Raw genomic sequence first — 20,741 nt, 5'->3', positions numbered from 1 at the left:
ACGGAGCGATCAACGCCCACGACTCATCCGTCAGTTCATGTCGACGCACCACGAACGGAGCAACGAGCCATCGACTTTACGGACACGACCTAGGGCCGGCGGGTTCGTCGTCGGTGTCCACCTCGAGTTCGGGGTGGTCGACGTTCCAGTCCAGGTAGCCGGCCAGTCAGTCGCTCATGGTCGCTGTCCTCACCGTGCCGGCGTCAGGTGGTGGTGGCCCAGGTGCGCAGCAGAGCGGCGATCTTCCCCGCGGTGCAGGCGGGGTCGAGGAGCAGGTCCTTCAGGGCGATGGCGTCCTCACGGCCGGGCTTGACGGAGATCCCGGCGGCTTCGAGGTACATGACGCCGGACGCGGCGGCGACGGCCATGTTGGAGCGTTCCAGCCAGCGGCACCGGCCCAGGGTGTGCACAAGAGCGGCGGCTTTGGCGTAGGGGCCGCCGTAGACAGGCTGCTCGAACAACTCGGCGCGGTGACGGGCGACCGCAGCAATGGGGACGCCGTAGTCGTCGGGGGCCGGATCATGCGCCCCGGCAGCCTCAGCGACCTGCAGGATCCAGGGAACGTCGATGTGCAGATCCATCAGGCCGCGCGCGCTCCCGTGGATCCCTGCTCAGCTTGTTCGGCCTCGTCGAAAACCGCCTGGTGCTCGGCCAGGAAACGAGCGGCCGCGTCCACCGCCCGGGCACGAAGCCCGCTGGCATCGTCCTGCACCAGCCTGGCCAGGTAGTCCCCGATACTCAGCCCCAAGTCGGCGGCGCGCTTCTTCGCGAGTTCCGCAACGTCCTCATCCACGCGCGCGCCCAGCTGCGTCTTCGCCATCCAGATATGGTAACAGTTGTTACCGAAACAGTGCGCCCGCCTGCGGCTCCACCTGGAGACCGTCCTGATGGCCGTGGAGAACGAGACCCTGACCGAACCCCTAGCCGAGATACCGGCAGCCCTCTCCGCCCGTGGCCTGCGGATGCCAAGCCCCGACGAGTAGGAGCACGCCTGCGGCGCCGGGTCGGACACCCTGTTCCGGTGGGGCGACAATTGCCCCCTCGCCCGCATCCCCGACGGCGACGACACCGGCCCGCACAACGAACTGAACGCCTTCGGCCTGCACATCGCCTACGACACCTACCGCGGCGAGCTGACCAGTGATGTCACCGCGCTACACGGCGGCGGCTGGGGCGAGTCGGTGTGCGGCGCCTACGGCCACCTGCTGTCCTGGCTCCCCCTGGCGACCGCCAACCGCAACCCCGACACAGCCCAGTTCGCGCACGGACCCGACGGGGAAGGCCTGCACACCAACTTCTCCACGCGACGGGTGCTCACGCTCTGAGCGACCGCCTAGAAGACCGTCCACCGCAGGCCGGGCGTCGCAAGGAATCCGGAACTCGCCTCGCCTGGCCTCACGTCGCCTGAGGTGCCCCAGCACTGGCGCCTTCTGCGAAGAACGGCGCACGGTCCCGGCAGACGACCTCGATCCCGGGTCGCTTCACCAGCCAAGCGGCCAGGCTTGATGCTGGTCAACGGATGGCGCGTGGGACAGGATCGGGGCTGTCCTGGCCGACGCTGACTCGGTAGGCCGCATCGACTGGTCGATGGTGAGTGTGGACTCCACCTCCTGCCAGGCCCATCAACACGCTGCAGGCGCGCGCAAGAAGCCCCCCGCGGTTGCCGGAAAGTCGCCCGCCCCGGCAGCAGCGCGCCGACGAGGGCCTGGGACGCTCACGGGGCGGCCTGACCTGCAAAATCCACCTCGCCGTTGAGGGCGGATGCCGCCCACTCGCCTTGCTGACCACCCCGGGGCAATGGGGAGATGCCCCGCAGCTCATCCTGGTCAGGGAACGAGTCCGCGTCGCCCGCTTGAACGGCGGGCGCCCCCGGACTCGACCTGATCACCTCGGCGGCAACAAGGCCTACTCCTCCCGTCGCAACCGCTGCTACCTGCGACGACGCTAGATCAAGCACACGATCCCCGAGCCGAAGGGCCAGCGGGCCAACCGGCAACGCAGAGGCAGCAGGGGTGGTCGGCCTGCCGACGATCTACAAGCGCAGGAACGTCCGTGCTCATCAACGTCGCCCGCGCTTGGGCTTCGCGCGCATACGTTCGCGAAGCTCGGCCTGGTAGAAAGCGGCTTTGTCACCGCCCAGCTCGAAGTACTCACAGATGTCGGCGACCGTTTCGGCGACTTCCGCAGTACCCGTGAGCCCGAGCTGGACAAGCCCCCAGAACCCCTCCTGAGCGCGGGTCCGGCATCCGTCGCCCAGACCCGCACCTTCTGTATCCAGCTCATAGTCGCCGGAGCCTGCGGCTACGAATGACAACGTCTGCAGCAGCGTGTCTCGGGCCAGTGTCGAGAGGTCGCCCGCCAGCGCGGCCATGATCACGCCGACCGCCGGCGGAGTGCACTCGAAGATGATCGTGCTTTCCTCAACGTGACCATCGAGGGTGTATCCGATCATGTCCCGGGACGTCTCAGCGGTGATGATCGTCTCGATCAGAAGAGGCACATGCTCCGCAGTATGGCCGCAGCCGCACTCCAACGAAGCCCAGTCGACCCGTCGCAGTTCTGCGCGCACAAGCTCACTGACTATCACCGCAGACCCCCAAGAGCCATGCCGGACCCCGCGCTCCGGCGCTGGGGATCAAGCATGACTCGACTGTCGGCCCTACCGCCATCACGTTCCCACAGATCATCAGGCACAAGATCATCAGGCACCTGCAGAACCGTCCCGCCCATCAGCCCAACTGCCAAGCGCCTGAGCCAAACTCATGCTGAAACGATCAGTCAGTGGCATCCGCCCGCGGCCGGCTGCATAAGAGCGTCAAGGCCCAAGCAGCTTGGTTCAAGCAGCGCATCACAGAGGCTTGTGACAATCGATGATCCGGTGGATCAAAGCTCGGCAAGCTCACAGGCTCGTCGTGACCGGCTTGGCCTGTGCACATATCACGAACAGATCCTGCTGAGCAGCTGGACCGACGTGATTCAGAGCACTACTTGCTTGAGCAAGCAGTTGATATACTTGCTTTGGCAAGCAAGCAGCTTGGATGTTTTCAACGAGAGTCCACCGATACACCGCATCAACCGGAGGTACTGACATGAATCGTCTCGAGGGGCGGGCTGCCCTGGTCACAGGCTCGACGAGCGGAATCGGGCGCGGTGTCGCGGAGGCGATGGCCCACGAGGGGGCCATCGTCATCGTGACCGGACTCGACGCGGAGAACGGCGTACGGGTCGTCGACGGTATCGTCTCGGAGGGCGGCGTCGCCCACTTCGTCGAGGCAGACCTCTCTGCGGGTGGCTCCGAGATCCGCCGCCTCGCACAGGAGGCGACGGCCCTGGCGGGTCAACCGATCGACGTCCTGGTCAACAATGCGGCCTACCTCGTGCCGCCCCACCCCATGACCGAGTCGACCGAGGAGCAGATCGACCAGGTGCTGGAGGTCAACATCAAGGCCCCGTACCTCCTGACGGCAGCCCTGGTGCCCGGCATGGTGGAGCATGGCGGCGGCTCGGTGATCAACATGGGCTCGATCGGCGGCGTGGAGGGAATCAAGTTCACCTCGCTGTACGGCGCCAGCAAGGCCGGCCTGCACTCGCTGACGAGGTCATGGGCCGCGGAGCTGGCCGCCGACGGTGTGCGGGTGAACACCGTCGCCCCCGGCCCCACCCTCACGGAGTCGAACGATGAACTCCGCCCCCTGCTGGAGAAGCTCGCCGACAGCAACCCGGACAAGCGCACGGGCAACGTTCAGGACACCGCCGCGGCCGTGATCTTCCTCGCCAGCGAAGACGCGTCACACATCCACGGTGTACTCCTGCCCGTGGACGGCGGAGCCCTCGCGATCTGAGGACAGGCCGGCTCGACGCGCCAGCGCCAGCCGACCTCCGGACCTTCCTCAAGGATCAGTGAGCTGTCTCCCGGTCCTGGCGAGCACGCAAGGACAGTCGACTCCTCGCAGCGTCGCGGTCCGCCCGCATACACGGCTCCTCAGCGGAACCGGAGAAACATTCAGCCCGCCCGGCTCAAGCCGCTGGAGGGGCCGTTCGGGCGGTTGCTACTCATGGAACGACACCCTGGGCGGCGGCTGGCGAACCACGCGGAGCCGGTCGCGGGCCCCGTTGACGCGGATGGTGCAGTGGGACGGGGAGCCGTCGCCTCGGGGTTGCCCCAGTGGACGAACGACACGCAGGTCCGTTCGGTGAGGGCCCGGCCTCAAGCCGGGCCCTCACTGTCTCGTGCCGTTTCCGCGGGTCACCCGCTCCCCGCTCATGCGCAGGGTCGCACCTCAGCCCGTCGACGAGCGCAGATGGAAGACCACCGCTTCCGTTCCGAGCGGCGGCACGCCGACCGGGAGGGCACCATCGGAATCCGTGCTGATCAGACCGCAGCCGAGCCATGACCTTTCCCTCGTCGGGCACGGTCATGCCGACGAGCCGCCCCCGCGAGTCGTCCAGGGGCGGAAGCTGTGTCTGCGCCGGAACTTCGGCCCTGGCTGGTGGGCCGCAGGCGGGAGCCGGCACCTGTGGGTGGCTGCCGACGGCAGCGACCTCATGCAGGCGAGCTCATTCTGAAGCAATCGGTCAGCCGCGCTGGGGAAGCCTTGGCCAGTTGACATCTGCGCTGCGGGCAGCCGTCGTCCCAGAGAGAAGGCGGCGCCGACAGGAACGGGGAGGCACCAGGTACCTTGCAGAACAAGATACCGTCCCGCTATCATGCAGTACATGGAACGGGGTAATGCCAGTGACCACCACGGCCCCAGCAGGGTCGAAAGCCAGCTCCGCAAGGGCGTGTTGGAGTACTGCGTGCTGGCGCTCATGCGTGACGAACCCCGCTACGGCGTCGAATTGGTGCAGTCCTTGGAAGCCAGCGGCACCCTCGCCGCCAGCCAGGGAACCGTCTACCCTCTGCTGTCCCGGCTTCGACGCGCCGATCTCGTCACCACCACGTGGAGGGAATCGACCTCCGGCCCGCCCCGCCGTTATTACCAGCTGACCGACACCGGGCTGGCCGCCCTCGCTGACTTCGCCCGGATCTGGCCGGCTTTCCGCGACGCAGTCGACGGCTTCCTCACTCCGCCACCGCCGCCCCCGATCGAACGGGAACGCCATTCACCATGAGTCTCAAAACCTCCCAGGCCGTACAGTCCTTCCTCACCGCAGTCGAGCGTGAGGCATCGGCACTCCCGGCCGAGCGGCGGCAGGAACTGCTGGCCGACCTCGCCGAGCACATCGAGGTCGCCCTCTTCGAACGCCCGGGGCAGGAGCACGCAATTCTGGCCGAACTCGGCGATCCGCGGACCATCGCGGCCACCGCACTGGAATCCAGCCCCACCGCCCCGCAACCGCCACACACCAAGCGTCCAGGCACGGTCACGGCGCTGCGCAGCCTGCTCTGCGTCCAATGCGTCATCGTCCTCATAGCCGTGACGGGTCTCGCGCTCGGCTACTACCCGGGCCCCCTCTGGTACCGGATCCTGACGCTTCTGCCCGCCCTGGTCAGCGCCGCCCACGTCTTCTACCTCAAACCCGGGCGCAGCGTCCTGCGCATCACCTTGATCGTGAGCACCGTGCTCTACTTCATCATCCAAGCCGTCAACGTGTCGCAAGGAGCGTCAGGATCCGTGATCGGCTCGCTCCTGTCCGTGACCGTGCTGGCCCTTCTCGGAGCACGCAGCACCCGGGCCTGGTTCGCGGGGACCGCCTCACACGTGAAGCAGCGTTGACGGCTGCATGTGTGAGGAGGCCGTACGGGCTGACGCCGGTTGCGTACCGACCTGAAAGGCCGGTACGTGCGGCATTCATCGCATCTGCTGTCGCCTGATGGTGCGGCGACGCGGCGGGATCCAAACGGTTCCTGGCGCCACCGGTCGGCGCCGGCGCTGTCTACCCAGCCGGTTGCCGTTCCTGATCCGTCTCGGGAACCCGATTCGATGAGAGTCTCGCCGACGCAGCAAAGGGTGGCGGGCAGCCCGGAACCGGCGCCGGTTCCGGGCAGTCGATCAGGTGGGATCAAGCGGGGTGATCCCGGTAGCCGCATAGAGCTGAGGGCGCAGCGACAGAACAATCAGCGGCTCCCCCGCTCTCGCCGCCTGCCATGCGACCGCCGCCGCGTGGGCCACCGGCCATTCCACGTCTCCCCAGTTCAGGGAGTCCTTGGCATGCTCAGCGGTGAACGCGACGCTCTCCGCGAACCGCAGGGATGCCGCGTGCTTCCCCGCGCCCGGGGCCTCTCGATCGGCGGCGACGACGGCCAGCGAAGGGATGAGGACCCGCCCCGTGCCGCGCGAGGCCTCGATGTAGAGACCGGTGAAGAACGAATCCGCCCTGTACAGAGCGGCCAGAGCGGTGTGGTCGAGTACGGCCGTCAGATTCACGCGGCGGCGCCGCCCTGGTGCGCCCGGACCTTGGCCCAGGCGTCTTGACCAGCCCGCCGGACCTGCTCGGTGTACTCGATACCCAGCTCACGGGCCGCCTCGCCGGCACGCTGCTCCCGTTCCGCTTCCGTCAGCTCCCTGGAGGCCAGCTCTGCCAGGAGCTCGGTGATCGTGGTACCGCGCTCTTCGGCCAGGACGCGCAGCCGGTCGCGCACATCCTCGCTGGTCTTGATACTCGTCGGCTTGCCCATACCGAGGATTCTACCGCCGGTAGAACTAGCGGCAACCCTTCTTCAGGATGCCGAGAGCAGACTCGGCCTCCCGCTCGGGTCAAGGATCAAGCCAGCCAGAATGGGCCCTACCTGCCTCGACATTCCGCGGTCACGGAAGACCGGCCGGCACGGCGTAAACCGATCACTCACAGCGGATGAGGCGACCGGCGACCGGTCCTTGAGGGATGCCGGTTCCCCACGGGAGCCGAATACCCGGATCAGACGGGACGGCGACCTGCGGTCGCGGCTTTTGTAGGGCCGTCCAGTCCGTTGTGTCCCAGGCTGCCGCACTCCTACTCGGCCCTGTACCGCAGCGATGGCTCCGGCGACTCGTAGGCCCGAGGCGCGTGATCAGTAAGGGCGGCGTTCCGCTTTGACGTCCGCTCGACACCCACATATACTTGCTGTGTCAAGCGAACGCTGCTTGTGGGCGGGGGCCTGCCGCGTGACCCCTTGACCGGGACGGCTGTCATTCGCTCACGAGCGAGGTCAGACGTGGAACGGCTGTTCGCACCCCTCGTGCGACGACAGGACAGTCGCTCCCCCACCCGCTGTTCGGTCTCCCCCGGCTGAACAGCGGGTGGGTCCTCGACGGATCCACGGATTCGGCGCTCGGCGGACTCAATTGCCTTCGGCGTCCTGCGCGTTGCGCCAGATCTGCAGGTCGAGGGTGACGTATGAGCCAGGGTCGCTCTCGCCCGACTTGCCGCGATAGGTGGCCACCGCCACATGACCCGCGTCGCTGAGGACGCAGATCTGCGACCCCTGGGTGAGCTGGTCGAGGCCGATCTTCTCGGTGTAGCGCGTCTCCGTGCGGCAGGTCTCCAAGGAGCCCTTCTGTGCGTTGTTCAGCAGGACGAGTTTGCCGTTGTCGGTGCCGATCGTTGACTCGTCCAGGAAGTTGACGACCTTGAAGTAGAGATCACCGCCGCCGTACGCCGCGTCCTCGCTCTCCACGGGGCGTGGCGGGTTGTCGGCGAGCATGAGCTGGTAACGGTCTGTCAGATCGATGCCCTTGTAGGACACGGGCTTCGGGTCCTTCCTCTGCTGTCCCGCGCCCGCGCTTCCGTCACCCCCCGTGGGACCGCTGCTCGTGGCGGGGGCGCCGGCCCCCTTGTCCTCCTTCTTGCCGTCTCCGTCCGAGAGCAGGGAGCCGATGACTCCCAGGATGACCAGCGTGCCCACGATCGACGCGGCCACGATCAGCCCCGTCCGCCTGGGCTTCTGGCGCGTCTCCGGATCAGAGGGCTGGTGGGTGACGGGCGGCGGCGTGTGGTTCACCGGGTAGCCGGGCATCGGGGTGTGGTGACCTGGCGCAGGGGAGCTCAGGTGCCCGGGGGGCGGCACCGGCCCCGGAGCTCCCGGCGCGGACGGCGTGGCCAACCCGGTCGGCGCGTACGGGTCCACCGTGCCGGGCGGCGGAGCCGATGGTGAGATCTGGGTCGGCGTCGGAGCGACGGCGGGCATCGGCCGCGGGGTTCTGGCCGGTTCGGGCAGCCGGAGCCGCTCGGTGATCGAGTCGGCGACCGTCTGCGGCAACCAGTCCTCGCCCTGATGCAGTGCGGTGGGCGACAGTTCGTGGCACACCTGGATGATCTCGGTCAGGCTCGGCCGATCGGCGGGGTCGCGGCTCAGGCAGCGGGTCACCATCGGCAGCAGCTCGGCCGGCAGCCGGGACAGGTCGGGGTCCTCGTGCACGATCCGGTAGAGCACCGCGTGCGAGGAGCCTTCGCCGTAGGCGGGGGAACCGATCGCGGCGAAAGCCGCGATCTGCCCCAGAGCGAAGACATCGGTGGCGGGGGTGATCGTACCGGCCGACGCCTGCTCAGGCGCCATGAAGGCCGGGGTGCCGACGCTGACGCCGGTGCCGGTCAGCGCAGTCGTGTCGGCCGCGCGGGCGATTCCGAAATCGATCACGCGAGGACCGTCGGAGGCCAGAAGTACGTTGGCGGGCTTCAGATCCCGGTGCACGATCCCCGCACCGTGAATCACGCTGAGCGCCTCGGCCACCCCCACCGTCAGCAGCAGCACACTGCGCAACGGCAGTGCGCCGTGCTGGGCCACGGCGTGCGCGAGGGAAGGGCCCGGCACGTAGGCGGTGGCGAGCCAGGGTTGAGCGCCGTCGGTGTCGAAGTCGATGACCGGCGCCGTGTACAGTCCCTGCACCCGCTGTGCCGCTTGGACCTCTTGTTTGAACCTTCTCCGGAACTCGGGGTCTTCACTGAATTCGGGCCGGATCACCTTGAGGGCGATGGGCCGGCCGCCCGGCGTGTAGGAGAGGTACACCTTGCCCATGCCTCCCGTGCCGAGCACGGCGGTCAGGCGGTAGCCACCCACATCGGCCGGGTCGCCCTCCTGGAGTGGCTTGAAAAGGCTGGCAGAAGGTGTGCTGCTCATGATGACCCATCCCCTGTTTGCGGTTTGCAGCATGCCGGCCCACTCCGGAGCCGTGAAGCCAAGGGGAGCGTACCGACTGCCCCTTGCCACCCCCGGCGTGTTACGCAACGGTTCCGCTACGAAACCACCGCACCACCCACAGCGTCGATGTCGCACCCCCGCTCAGTCCGTGCGCGCGGGTATGGGTGCCTTGGGGTCGGCACGCCAGTGGGGCCGACGCGAGCCCATCGAGGTCTTGCTCGGTGGCTGCGGTCCCGGGACGAAGACCGCCGGTACGGCTCGGTGGGCACCCAGCCGGGCGCTGCGGCCCGCCTTCACCCGCTCCCTTGACCTGACTTGGTCCGTCCCAAGGGGGTGTCAGACATGCCGGCCCACTTCCGCCGACGGTTGAGCGCCGCGCTTCCACGAGCCGAAGTGCTCGGGCAGGCCGTCCCCGGCGTGACGGACGGCAGTTGCAAGCGAGCCTCGATCACTCGCCGGTGATCACGCCACCGCCCAACCTGCCTCGGCGTCCGGGCGCAGCAGCGGCTGCATCCTCATCCACTGGGCGTCGCTCGACGACCCACACCGACCAACGGCGCCCTGAGCGGTGAGGTGCTGTCGCCAGGGGTGCTGCGGAGGTCGGCAGTGTTCCGCTCCAGGGTGGCCGCCCTGCTGCCCGCACTGTCCGACTGGCGTGCAGCAGCGACCGGCGGACGCTCGCACGGCGCATGGCCGGCCTGCCCCGTCCGTTGCACCGGGTGGTGTCGCTCCTCGGCCTGTACGAACGGCCGCACCCGGGCCATGCCGTCGTGCCGGTCGGCGTGGCCCTGACGACGGACCCAGAACAGCATTACACCGTGATCACCCGTGTGGCCTGCCGTGATGGCGGCACTGTCCTGTTCACGAGGGGCTCGAGAACGCAACCGGCACTGTCAAAGGCAGATCTGGGGGACGAGGCTCGGCCAAGTGGGCGCCTCGCCTGGCGGGTGCCCGCCGGTCACCCTGAGTCTGAGTTCAGCAAGCCGCGGCGAGACACCCGTGTCCTGCGTTCAGCCGTCGGCTGCCCGCACCCACCCCCATGCCAGGAGAGCCATCATGCCCAGAGCTGCTACGACCAAGGTGACGCAACCCGTTACGGACGACAGCATCAAGGTGCGCCAGCTCAGTCACTACCAGTTCAGCTGGGTTGCCGGTGAGCCCGCTACCCGGGGCACGCTCACCCTGCAGCTTGTGCTGGACGAAGGTGCCTGGGAGGAGGTGCTGACCGTCGACGTCGACGATGCCGACGTGCTGCAGGACCTCCTGCGCAGCACGCCGACCGTGCACTACGACGTCAGTCGCCGCACCTTGATGTTCGGTGTCACCGCCGTCGGCACCTGAACGGGCAACACCCGCCCGTCGCTGCAGAGTCCTGGGCGCCGTCGGCAATGGATACCCGTCCACCGTGTCGGGTGGGCGTGTGACTCAAGTGCTCGCGGCGACCGAGGTGGCGGGTCAGGACACGCCGGTTCTTCGGGCAGGCGATGCCGTGCTCGAAGAACCGGATAGTCGTGAGGACTGGGCCTTGCGCTGCCGCTCATACAGATGCCCATCGCCTCCACGGAGGCGATGGGGCCGTCTGACATGTGCTGTGGCGTCGACGCCTGCGGCACCCCGGCAGGACCTCAGCCGACTCCGCCCCGACCGTCACCGACGGCGATACTGCGTCGGCTGCGCCTGTGCAAGTGACACCACCAGCTCGGGATCTCCTTGCGGAGGTCCCCGAGCGCGTTCAGCCACGGGCTATGACGCGCTACCACGGACTGCTCCAGGTCGCCGGACACTGCGAAGAACTGGGCATCGACCCGGCCCTGATCGTCGTCGCGGGCGCCGGCGCGCGGGCGGCGGCCTCGCCGCAGGCGTCACCCTGCCGGCCCGCGACCGCGGCACCCCGGAGACAGCTGCGCAGATGCTGATCTGCCCCCATGCTCGACCACGAACAACACCAGCACGTCCAGCCGCCGGTACTTTGACGGGCCCGGAGTGTGGAGCCGAAAAGCAGCCGGGCATGAGGATCGACGGTGCTGCCGCCCGGCAGCTGGTCGACTGCAGCGGCGGTCAGCTCGGCCCAGGACAAACCTGGGCCTATGAAATGCGGCCAGTCCGAGAAAGGCAAGTGGTTGGGGGGGTGGCGCTCGTAGCGGTGGGTGAGACGGCGGTAGCCGGTCAGCCGGGACAAGGTGCGCCTGATGACCCACCTGCGGCGGCCGAGCCATTCGCTGGTTCTTGCGGGCGATGCGGCCGCCGATTCGTTTGCACACAGCCATCGTCGTAGTTGAGGCACGTCGTATGGCTTGTCGGCTACGCAGGCCGTCCGGTGAAAAAGCTCGCAAGGGAGGAAGCGAGCGCTTCTGGAGCCTCTTCGGCCACGTGGTGCCCGGAGTCGATGCCGTGGCCGCTTACGTCCGGTGCCCATTGTCGCCAGATCTTCACCGGGTCCCCGTACAGGTCCTCGAGGTCGTCCCGGAGCGACCACAGGATGAGTGCCGGGCTCTGAATCTGTGTCCCAGCGGCGCGGTCCTCCTCCTCGTGTCGTCGGTCGATGGTGAGGCCGGCCCGGTAGTCCTCCAGCATCGCCCGCACCACGTCGGGGTTCCTCGTGGCCGCGCGCCACTCGTCGTGGTTCTCCTGCCCCATGCTCTGCGGATCACCCTGGTACCAACTGTCCGGATCAGCGTTGATGACCCGCTCGGGAATACCTGGCTGGGCGAAGAAGAACCAGTGCCACCACTGTGTGGCGAAGTCGACCGTGATGCGGGACAAGTGCTCGGTGAGGGGCAGACAGTCGATCAGCGCAGCCCGCGTGATCACGTCGGGATGATCGAGTGCGAGACGCAGCGCGACATATCCTCCGCGGTCGTGCCCGGCGAGCGCGAACCGGTCATGGCCGAGGGAGCGCATCACCTCGACCACGTCGCCGGCGACGGCCCGCTTGGAGTACCCCGCGTGGTCTGCGGTAGGCGCCGGACCGGTGGACCGGCCGTACCCCCGGAGATCGGGACAGACCACGGTGAAACCGCGCCGAACGAGGAGCGGGGCGACGCGATGCCAGGTCGCAGATGTCCGGGGGTGGCCGTGCAGCAGCACCACCGGCGGCCCCTCCCCGCCGAAGCGTACGAAAATCGACGCTTCATCGAGCTGAACCCGCCTGGTCTCAAAGCCTTCGAACAAGGCTCGAACCTCCCGCCCTCGTTGACCCACCGCCCGCGGCAGCCATCGGCCCAGGACAACCTCGTACTCGCATCCGAGGATTACCGGGTTGTCAGGCGGCGCAAGCCGGCCCCCTTGGCCGACGAGTGGTGAACCGACACGTTCTTCCTCCTCATGCCCCTGAGGATCCCGTCGACACCGCTTGCCTGAGTAGACGGTGCCGCCGCAATGCCGGGGCCCGGCCGTTGTCACTGGGTGGCTACCCGATCCACATGACGTTCGGGGCGGACAGGTGCAGGGTGAGCCCGTCAATCACGCAGACAAGGGGCAACTGCCCGGCGGACGCAACGCGGACGTCCTGGCTCTCCGGGTTGCCGGCGTGCCAGTGCAAGTCTCGGCTCGCCCTCGCCCTCGCACTCTGCCACCGCGCCGGGCGGATCCTTCCGCGGGAGTTCGGCGAACTACCGCTCGACCAGGTTCACGCTCGGCGACGTCAACGGCGACGGGTAGGGAGACATCGTCGCAGGCGGGGGCAGTCCCACTGACCACCCCCACCGTCCAGTTGTTCGAGGACCGGCGTCACACGGGTGCCAAGGTAGCGGACTCAGGCCACTCACAAGGCGGCATGGACTCCGGGCCTCGAAGGGTCAAATCGCGCTTAGAGAGCCTTGCGGAACCACAGGTTCAGGTAGTTGGGCCCGGCACAGTAGTAATACTGACCCTTTTCATCCGGGTAACCCTTCGCGAGGTTGTACGATTCTTCGGCTTCGAGACAATCCAGTGCATTGTCGTACTGGTGTATGAGGACATTCTCGTACCCCCACTGAACTGAGGTCGTAGACGCCGATGCCGAGGGGGCTGTCAGGAGGGCAACGCCGAGGGCCAGACTTGCCACGGACACGAGTTGTTTGGCAATTCGCTTCACGGTGAACCTCATCGGAGTAGTCTGTTTCGCATGGTGATCGCTCGCTTCAGCGGCGCCGAGCCGACCCGGGGCAACCCCGTCGATCGACAGCATCAATAAACCTGCATGAGAGTTTTCAGGGCTCTACCCTCAGGAAATCTCCGGCCGTCGAATACCTGACGCCCGACCCGCTATTCGAAGCGTACCCTCGTTGCCATACACGTTGCGTAGACACCTGGTCGACGGCCAGTCAACATGCGACAGAACACCTGACTAGGACAGGTCCGGCCGTATCGTTGCGATACACGAAATCTGCTCATCTCTACGGCGGAAGAGAGCGCTCCCGCACGGCAGAGTTCACGGGCGGCCTTGCCCGATTCGGGCAGCGGAAGCAGCCACGTGGAGTCCGCCCGGCTCAGCCGACGAGTCCCCCATCGCCCAAGCAGCCAGAGGGGCCCGCGACTCGTGCGGTGCCGCGGCAGTCGCGTCGGTTCCGAGCCGGTCGCCGCTGCCGCGGTCGCCCGAGGGCGGCATCCACCGTTCACCGTCGAGGGTGGGGACATAGAGCACCCCGGCCGGACTGGAGTCCGTACAGCCTTCGGTGCCGCCCTCCTGGCTGCGCCGACCACGAGGTACGCCCGCAGCAGTCACCGACTGCATCGCCCCAAGATGTGGTCATCCCCAACCCATCGCCGGCCTCCGGGACGCCGGCCACTCAAGGGCCGGCCCGGGGGAGGCCCTGCCGCGAGGCTGCGGCAGGGCCGCCGGATGTGACAGTGGCCGCCGGCACCATCCAGCGTCCGAGGGTGTACTCGCGACCAATGGTCAAGCCCAAAGCATGGCGGGCCAACGCTCACTGGACCTCCGCGCTCCGCGCTTCGTGCGGTGGGTCCGCTGGTGCACGACCAGGCAACGCGGTGGGTCCGCTGGTGCACGACCAGGCAACGCAGGTCCAGGCGGACACATCTAGCCGGAGCGGCGGGCAAGTAGCCGGGATCTCCGTAGGGCAGGTGCTCCTTGATCGTGCACCGTCCACCGGGAACTTCTTCAGACCCGGGGACCCTCCTCCACCCCGTCTGCCTTATTCACTGCCCGGGGGTTGGGAAAGCCCAGTCCGCCAAGGGAAGTCAGTCAAACGTTCAACTGACCTTCAGAGCAACATACTTGACAGGACAACAAATCAACTTATAGTTGAAGATACCTGCAGATGCCAAGCGGTGAGGTGACGTTGACGCCGTGACGACAGTCTCCACACGGAGCACCCCAGCGGCCACCCCGTCACCTGCTCCCCAGTGGCCCGTCTTCGGATGAGACCGAGTCGGCCAGGTAGACCGCTGCGAATTCACCAGCGCACAGCCACGGCCGTCCACCGGTATCGAGTGCTATATGCCACCGCTCCGGGTGGGCCCCCGGCCTGCCCGCACTGAACGCTCCCCCCTCTGCATCTGCATTTTGAAAGGAAATAGCACCAACGTGAGCGATAATTTCTGGTTCACGGTGTGCGGGCCAGTGCGTGCCCGACGTGGGTCGACCGAGATCGGACTGGGGTCCCGGCAGCAACGGGCAGTCCTTGTCGCGCTCCTGCTTCGCGAAAGCGGTCATGCCTCGGTCGACGAATTGATCCAAGCAGTATGGGGGACCATTCCTCCACCTTCGGCAAGGCAGACGATTCGGACCTACATACACCGCCTGCGAAAGATTCTGGCACCGGCCGACCAGGCGGACGTCTCGATGATTGTCTCAATGGGCGACGGCTACGCATTGCAGATACTTCCGGAGCAACTGGATCTCAGCGTTTTCCGTCAGCGAATGGCCCTGGCCGAGGCAGCCCTCGCGACAGGTGACCGCACCGGAGCTGTAGCGCATCTCCAATATGCCCTCGACCTGTGGCACGGAGAACCGCTTGCTGGAATCCCCGGCGTCTACGCGAGTTCTCAGCGTGCCCGCCTCGAGGCGCTGCGCCTTTCTGCCATTGAGCAACGTATCAATGTTGAGTACGAGCTCGGCCGATACAGCGAGGTAATCGCGGAGCTTTTCAGTCTGGTAGCAGAATATCCCCTCAACGAGAGATTCCGAGAGATGCTGATGTTCTCTCTCTGGAAAAACGGGAGGCAGGCAGAGGCGCTCGCGGTGTACCGGGAGGTGCGGACTCGCCTCCTGGACGAATTAGCCATCGAGCCCAGTTCACGGCTGAAAGTACTTCACGAACGCGTCCTGCGAAGTGACCCTGATTGGCTGGTGTCAGACGTATTTCCGGATCCGGAAGTGAGACCTGCTGCGCTGGAGTCGCCGACCGAAGCCGCCCCTGCCGCGTCACCGCCTCAGGCATCCTCCCTGCCGGCTGACCTACCGACTTTTGTCGGCCGTGAGGTCGAGCTCTCCCTCATCGACACATTGCTGATGGACAATGAACAACACACGAACGCCCGAGCAATCGGCGTGATCGTCGGCATGGCGGGAGTCGGGAAGACCACCCTTGCGGTGCACTGGGCACACCGGACAGCAGATAGATTCCCCGACGGGCACATATATCTCAACCTACGAGGATTCGATCCTTCCGAATCGGCGATGACTGTCACCGAGGCCTTGGGATCGATCCTCCGGGCTCTTGGAGTGGCCTCATCGCTGCTTCCCGCCGACTTGGACGGCCGGACCGCGCTCTATCGTTCTCTGCTGGCCGGTCGACGTATACTGATCATCCTCGACAACGCCCGCGACGCGGAGCAAGTACGCCCCTTGCTTCCCAACACGTCGAGTTCAGCAGTTGTCATCACCAGCCGGAATCAGCTCTCCAGCCTGATAGCAATCGACGGTGCCCGACCTATCCGGGTGGATGTGCTGTCTGTATCGCAGGCAACAACGCTTCTCAACCGTCGCATTGGTGAGCAGAGGGCCGCCGCCGAGCCCGAGGCCATCGCCGAGATCATCAGGCATTGCAGCGGGCTTCCCGTCGCGCTGGCAACGGTGGCTGTGCGCGCGATTACGCATCCCTCGTTCCCTTTGTCAGTCATCGCCGGTGAGCTACAGGCCGGTCGCGGCAGTCTCGACGCATTCAGTGATCCCGATGCGTGCATCGATGTGCAAGCCATCTTCTCCTGCTCATACAGTGTGCTCGGCGAACCGGCGGCGAGAGTGTTCCGCCTGCTCTCCCTGCATCCTGGACCTCATATCAGCGTGGCGGCAGCAGCCGCGATCGCTGGGCTGCCCTTCCGTCAGGCTCGCCTTCTGCTCGCCGACCTCGTACGGGCACATCTTCTCAATGAGTTGACACCCGGGCGTTACTCGTACCACGACCTGCTCCGCGTGTACGCGACTGAGTTGAGCACCCAGGAGGACTCGTTGGAAGAGCGCGAGGCAGCGATCCACCGGATGTTCGAGCACTATGTGCAAACCGGCTTGACGGCCTCCCGATTGCTGTCTGCGTCCCGGACTTCGGTTGGCAGCGTGTGTGACACCGTTCGGCAGTCCCCCGAGGAAGTGACGGACCACGAGCAGGCCGCAGCGTGGTTCATGTCCGAGCATCAGGCGCTGCTAGCGCTGCTGGCTCAGTGCGACGACCGCCCAGCCGACAGACTGACCTGGCAGCTCGCCTGGATCATCAAGCACTGTCCGTACCGAGGCGAACGGCAGCACCAACTGCTGGCCACCTAGCACGGAAGGCTTTCCCAGCGCCTTCCAAACGGCCCATGCGGGCGCACACCCATCCCGCTCGAAGGCTCCGCGCTCGGTCGAAGCGTATGGAGCGTGCTGCAAGTTCCCTTCGACGCACTGGACGATCCTGGCTGACGCCGAGCGCGTGTGGCCGGACCGTGTGCGGAAACGGGACAGCACGTCCGCCACCCATGCGCCTGCCGCGACACGGTCCTCGCGCCGAGACCGACCGCGTGGTCGACGAACGAGCGAGCCATGGAGCCCCCTTTCCCCCGTGACGGCCGCGCGGGAGGACGGGCGGCGGAGTGCGTCCGCGTCCCGCGGTGGTGTGCGTGTCCGGCCGCGGGTTCGCTTCGTGACCTACAACTTGATCGCGGACTGCCCGTAGCCGTGCTCGTCCCGCTCGGACTCGGGGCGGCTATTCCGTCCGGGGATGTCCACCAAAGCGCGCTTGAGCCAGCGGTCCGTACCGTCGTAGCGCGGACGGAAGGGCACCCGGCCGTGAACGACGAGGTCGTTGTCCACGACCATGACATCACCGGGTTCCAGCGCCACGCTCATGGACACCCTGTCCAATTCGGCTTCCAGCCGGGCATATGCCGCACGGTAGTCGTCGTCGGCCTGCTCCAGCGGACTGTAGGCCGGATCGAATCGCAGGGTGAGCCCGTCCGGGGATGCCCACAGCGTGCGGACCGGAACCGGTTCGCCGGTGAAGTCCGGGTGCTTTGCGTACGCGTCGTCGGGGAGTATCGGCAAGGTCGGGCGGCTGAGCAGGGCGATGTCCTGGGGTGACAGTCGAGCTTTGCGGATGCTGGCCGCTGTGGTGCCCACCCGGTCGTGGTTGCGCATGCAGCACAGCACCAGGAGATGGGCACGCTCCGGATGGAAGGCGTCCTCCGTGTGAGGGCTGAGCAGAACGGTGCTGCTGGCCCCCGTCTGTTCGAACTCATGACCCGGCGAAGGAACGATGTTGTTGACCACACGGCCGTTCTGCTGCCCTTCCCAAGCGATGGGGCGCCCCAGCAGGGCTACGATGAGCAGCAGTGTCACGTCCCACAGGGCGCCTCCGTCCCCCACACTCGACCAGTGCGACGGCGTGGGGCCCAGGTCGCTGTCGTCAATCTCCAGGCCTCGGAGTACAAACAGGCCCTCGGGCGGGAAGACGGGGCGGAGCGCCTCCTTGATGGGCTCCTCCAGCCGGGCCGCCGCCTGGGGCAGGGCGGCGTAAAGGTCGGGGTGGTTCGCGGAGCCGTACTCGACGAGAAGCTTCTCGGCAGCCTGGACGAGCTGGGTGGCCGAGTGGTGATCGAACCGGCGGACGAATGCGGCGTCTGTTGCCATGGGAATGCCTTTGTCAGGGAAGGGGGCGCACGGCTGGGCCGGCTGCGGGCATGACAGGTCAGGGAGTTCCGGGCCGGGACGCGTTGCCGGCCCGGCGCGACCCCTGTCGCTGTGTCCCCGTAGGCGGCTGCCGTCCAGCCCGATCGTGCTGGGGACTGTGTTCTCGGCCTGCGGCCGTGAACGGGGGGAGGGGCGATCGCTTCGTCACCGCCTTCAGGCCCCCGGGGGGAACCGCCGCGCGACCTCGCGCGGCGTGCGTCACGGCCCAGTGGGCGGGCCGCGTGGTGCGCGGGGTACGTGTGCGGCCGGTACAGGTCTTTCGCGACACACGCCGGATTCGGTGCGGGGCGCTCCCGGTGTCATGGGGCGGCCTCGGCCTCTACCTGCTGCGGCCGGCCGGTGGCCGGCTGTCCGCCGGCCAGCCCCCGGACGCTCACCAGCGCGGCAATCAGCAGTACGGCCCCGCCGGCGAGGAAGGGCCAGCGCAGCCCCAGGAGATGCGCGAGCAGCCCGCCTGTCACCGCGCCGAGAGTCCCCGCCGCCGCGTTCGCCATTTGGTACGCCATGCTGACCCGGCCGAGCAGATGGCCGGGCACCAGATCCTGCCGCAGGGACACCGCCGTGACGTTCCACGCGAGGGACATAGCGCCGTAGCTCGCGATGAAGCAGCCGGACACCAGACCCGCGGAGACCGTGCCCGCACCGGCGGCGGCCGCGGCCGCCCCCGCCATGGCGAGGGTGAGCGTCCTGCCCGGACCAATCCGCGCGGCCAGCCGCGGGGTGACCGCCGCCCCCGCCAGGCCGCCGAGGGCGAAGGCGGCCACGAGCAACCCGTAGCCGACGTTGCCCAGGCCGAGCACCTCCCGCGCGTAGAGCACCAGGACAGAGGTCAGGCCGACGGTGACGAGAGCGGAGAGGGCGGACGCCAGGCACAGACTCCGCAGCAACGGATGCTGCCACAGCCATCGAAGGCCCCTGGTCATGTCGTGACGCAGGGACGCCGTGGGGCCTGGGGCCTCCTCGACACGCGGCGCAAATCTCCCGGGCAGGAAAGCGACGAGGACGGCGGCGACCGCGAAAGACGCCGCGTTGACCCCGAACGGTGCCGCGGCCGCCCAGGTGAACAGTACGGCGCCCAGCGGTGTGCCGAGAAGGCTGTCGGTCACCAGCGACCCCGCCTGGAGCCTCGCGTTTGCGCGCGTGCGCTCACCCTGCCCGACCAGGGCCGGGACGATACCGGCCCAGGCGCCGTTGTAGACCACCTGTCCGCAGCCGAAGAGGAAGCCCACGACGGTGAGAAGCGCGATCGACGACGGTCCGGTGGCGACGACCAGTGTGAAGGCGCCGGCGAGCAGGGCGCGGGCGCAGTCGGTGACCCAGAGCACTTTGCGGCGGTCGAGCCTGTCCGCGAGGGTGCCCGACAACAGACCGACCAGGAGCCAGGGAAGTTGCTCGGCCAGGGAGACCAGGGAAACCTGCCGCGGATCGCTGGTGACCTGCGCGGCGAGCAGCGGAAGTGCGGCAAATCGCATCCCGTCACCGAGACCGGACACGGTGACCGAGGTCCACACCAGCCAGAAGCGGGCCCCTAGCGGCACCGCACCGTACTTCGGTCGAGCGGGTGTCAAACCGGACTCCAGTCTTGACAGGCCGTGGGTGCCGTCCGAGCCGGTGGCCGGGCTGCGGTACAGGTCACCGCACCCCAGCCACCGACGCCCCTGATCGGCGAACGGCACCGCACGGACTCGTGGCGGTGTCAGTTCTTCGCGTCCATCGCGTCGATGAGGCTCTTGGGTCGCATGTCCGTCCAGTTCGCCTCGACGTGGTCCAGGCAGGACTGACGGTCGGCCGGGCCGTGCACTGTGGTCCAGCCGTCCGGAACGTCCACGAAGGACGGCCAGATGGAGTGCTGGTTTTCCGCGTTGACCAGTACCAGGAATGTTCCGGACTGGTTCTCGAAGGGATTTTCCACGATGACGTCTTCCTTCGTCTCTCGTCGGGTGAGGTGGCTTGTCTGGCAGTAGGGCCCCTGGACGGGGCGGTTCACGGCCCGGTCGTAGTGCCGGGTCAGGCGCGTCAGTTTCTGTCGTTCCTCGACTCGGCCCAGTCGGCTTCGAGTTCGTCGAGTTCGTCGTCGTCCAGCGCCAGCAGTGGTCTGCCGGACGGCTGAGGGACGTCGGTCTGCACTACGAGTTCACGGGCGACGGCGGCCAGTTCAGCCACCGTCTTGTGGGTGAACACATCCCGTGGGCTGATGACGAGCCCGGCCGTTCGGGCCCGGGACACCAGCTGGATGGAGACGATGGAGTCGCCGCCGAGGTCGAAGAAGCTGTCGTCGATGCCCACGGTCTCGAGTCCGAGCACTTCGGCGAAGAGCCCGGCCAGCAGCCGTTCCCACGGGGTACGGGGGGCCCGGCTCGCAGCGGTCGAGGTGAACTCGGGGGCCGGCAGCGTCTTCCGGTCGAGCTTGCCGTTGGGGGTGAGCGGCAGGGTGTCCATGGTGACGAAGGCTGCGGGGACCATGTAGTCCGGCAGTTCGGCGGCGGTGTACTCGCGCAGCACCATGGCCTCTGGGCCGTCCGCCTCTGCGGCGGGAACGATGTAGGCGACCAGCCGCTTCACGCCGGGCTGGTCCTC

At 67.3% G+C, this 20,741-nt stretch carries 17 protein-coding genes and 4 pseudogenes; 8 read left to right on the top strand and 13 right to left on the bottom strand.

The genetic code is table 11. The features are described from left to right. Positions 1–203 precede the first annotated feature (203 nt). The gene (locus ACZ4M5_RS34465) at positions 204–581 is read right to left on the bottom strand and encodes a fic family toxin-antitoxin system, toxin component (protein WP_467743004.1); all 378 of its coding nucleotides are present in this window, start codon (positions 579–581) and stop codon (positions 204–206) included. Next, complete coding sequence (locus ACZ4M5_RS34460) at positions 581–820, bottom strand: hypothetical protein (protein ID WP_467743002.1); 240 nt, start codon at positions 818–820, stop codon at positions 581–583. The genes ACZ4M5_RS34465 and ACZ4M5_RS34460 overlap by 1 nt, the downstream gene beginning before the upstream one ends. A 52-nt stretch (positions 821–872) precedes the next feature. Between ACZ4M5_RS34460 and ACZ4M5_RS34455 the strand changes: the two are divergent. Both ACZ4M5_RS34455 and ACZ4M5_RS34450 read left to right on the top strand, forming a co-directional pair. Beyond that, a pseudogene (locus ACZ4M5_RS34455) lies at positions 873–1,325 on the top strand (hypothetical protein); the annotation flags it as partial. 280 nt (positions 1,326–1,605) lie between these two features. Continuing rightward, positions 1,606–1,816 (top strand): annotated as a pseudogene (locus tag ACZ4M5_RS34450) (IS5/IS1182 family transposase); the annotation flags it as partial. Between the two features lie 243 nt (positions 1,817–2,059). Here ACZ4M5_RS34450 and ACZ4M5_RS34445 read toward each other — a convergent pair. Next, positions 2,060–2,500: a hypothetical protein gene (locus tag ACZ4M5_RS34445; RefSeq protein WP_467743000.1), complete on the bottom strand. Its 441-nt coding sequence runs from the start codon at positions 2,498–2,500 to the stop codon at positions 2,060–2,062. Between the two features lie 589 nt (positions 2,501–3,089). Here ACZ4M5_RS34445 and ACZ4M5_RS34440 point away from each other — a divergent pair. The 3 genes from ACZ4M5_RS34440 (at position 3,090) to ACZ4M5_RS34430 (ending at position 5,717) form a co-directional block, all read left to right on the top strand. Continuing rightward, a complete protein-coding gene (locus ACZ4M5_RS34440; RefSeq protein ID WP_467742998.1) occupies positions 3,090–3,842 on the top strand; it encodes an SDR family NAD(P)-dependent oxidoreductase in 753 nt (250 codons plus the stop codon). Positions 3,843–4,716: 874 nt separating this feature from the next. Then, positions 4,717–5,112, top strand: coding sequence for a PadR family transcriptional regulator (locus ACZ4M5_RS34435; protein WP_467742996.1), 396 nt, complete (start codon positions 4,717–4,719; stop codon positions 5,110–5,112). Further along, on the top strand, positions 5,109–5,717 hold the full coding sequence (locus tag ACZ4M5_RS34430) for an HAAS signaling domain-containing protein (RefSeq protein WP_467742994.1): 609 nt from the start codon (positions 5,109–5,111) through the stop codon (positions 5,715–5,717). The genes ACZ4M5_RS34435 and ACZ4M5_RS34430 overlap by 4 nt, the downstream gene beginning before the upstream one ends. A gap of 276 nt (positions 5,718–5,993) precedes the next feature. Here the strand turns inward: ACZ4M5_RS34430 and ACZ4M5_RS34425 are convergent, their stop codons facing one another. From ACZ4M5_RS34425 to ACZ4M5_RS34415, 3 genes are all read right to left on the bottom strand, one after another. Beyond that, on the bottom strand, positions 5,994–6,368 hold the full coding sequence (locus ACZ4M5_RS34425; protein ID WP_467742992.1) for a PIN domain-containing protein: 375 nt from the start codon (positions 6,366–6,368) through the stop codon (positions 5,994–5,996). Next, the gene (locus ACZ4M5_RS34420) at positions 6,365–6,619 is read right to left on the bottom strand and encodes a hypothetical protein (protein ID WP_467742990.1); all 255 of its coding nucleotides are present in this window, start codon (positions 6,617–6,619) and stop codon (positions 6,365–6,367) included. Before ACZ4M5_RS34420 ends, ACZ4M5_RS34425 begins: the two co-directional genes overlap by 4 nt. Before the next feature lie 642 nt (positions 6,620–7,261). Continuing rightward, positions 7,262–9,037 carry a serine/threonine-protein kinase gene (locus tag ACZ4M5_RS34415; protein ID WP_467743008.1) on the bottom strand — a complete coding sequence of 592 codons (1,776 nt, stop codon included), beginning with the start codon at positions 9,035–9,037 and terminating at the stop codon, positions 7,262–7,264. A 1,077-nt stretch (positions 9,038–10,114) separates the two neighbouring features. Between ACZ4M5_RS34415 and ACZ4M5_RS34410 the strand changes: the two genes are divergently transcribed. Both ACZ4M5_RS34410 and ACZ4M5_RS34405 read left to right on the top strand, forming a co-directional pair. Next, complete coding sequence (locus ACZ4M5_RS34410; protein ID WP_467742988.1) at positions 10,115–10,399, top strand: hypothetical protein; 285 nt, start codon at positions 10,115–10,117, stop codon at positions 10,397–10,399. 413 nt (positions 10,400–10,812) lie between these two features. Continuing rightward, positions 10,813–11,056, top strand: a pseudogene (locus ACZ4M5_RS34405) (alpha/beta hydrolase fold domain-containing protein); the annotation flags it as partial. Positions 11,057–11,151: 95 nt separating this feature from the next. Here ACZ4M5_RS34405 and ACZ4M5_RS34400 read toward each other — a convergent pair. From ACZ4M5_RS34400 to ACZ4M5_RS34390, 3 genes and pseudogenes are all read right to left on the bottom strand, one after another. Further along, a pseudogene (locus tag ACZ4M5_RS34400) lies at positions 11,152–11,357 on the bottom strand (IS5/IS1182 family transposase); the annotation flags it as partial. Between the two features lie 2 nt (positions 11,358–11,359). Further along, entirely contained in the window at positions 11,360–12,229 is an 870-nt protein-coding gene (locus ACZ4M5_RS34395; protein ID WP_467742986.1) for an alpha/beta fold hydrolase, read from the bottom strand. 637 nt (positions 12,230–12,866) lie between these two features. Beyond that, positions 12,867–13,226: a hypothetical protein gene (locus ACZ4M5_RS34390; protein WP_467742984.1), complete on the bottom strand. Its 360-nt coding sequence runs from the start codon at positions 13,224–13,226 to the stop codon at positions 12,867–12,869. 1,272 nt (positions 13,227–14,498) lie between these two features. Between ACZ4M5_RS34390 and ACZ4M5_RS34385 the strand changes: the two genes are divergently transcribed. Then, positions 14,499–16,763 (top strand): AfsR/SARP family transcriptional regulator, encoded by a 2,265-nt coding sequence (locus tag ACZ4M5_RS34385; protein WP_467742982.1) that lies wholly within the window; start codon positions 14,499–14,501, stop codon positions 16,761–16,763. A gap of 360 nt (positions 16,764–17,123) precedes the next feature. On the opposite strand, the gene ACZ4M5_RS34380 is transcribed toward ACZ4M5_RS34385, so the two are convergent. The 4 genes from ACZ4M5_RS34380 to ACZ4M5_RS34365 form a co-directional block, all read right to left on the bottom strand. Further along, positions 17,124–18,104: a TauD/TfdA family dioxygenase gene (locus ACZ4M5_RS34380; protein WP_467742980.1), complete on the bottom strand. Its 981-nt coding sequence runs from the start codon at positions 18,102–18,104 to the stop codon at positions 17,124–17,126. 359 nt (positions 18,105–18,463) lie between these two features. Continuing rightward, a complete protein-coding gene (locus ACZ4M5_RS34375) occupies positions 18,464–19,675 on the bottom strand; it encodes an MFS transporter (RefSeq protein WP_467743006.1) in 1,212 nt (403 codons plus the stop codon). Positions 19,676–19,860: 185 nt separating this feature from the next. After that, complete coding sequence (locus ACZ4M5_RS34370) at positions 19,861–20,076, bottom strand: MbtH family protein (RefSeq protein WP_467742978.1); 216 nt, start codon at positions 20,074–20,076, stop codon at positions 19,861–19,863. A gap of 104 nt (positions 20,077–20,180) precedes the next feature. Continuing rightward, the coding region (locus tag ACZ4M5_RS34365; protein ID WP_467742976.1) for a phosphopantetheine-binding protein at positions 20,181–20,741 on the bottom strand (561 nt) is incomplete at its 5' end.

This window comes from Streptomyces sp. NPDC026246 (genome assembly GCF_055567995.1).
The sequence above is the reverse complement of the archived record's forward strand: the minus strand, read 5'-3'. Positions and strand labels throughout refer to the sequence as shown.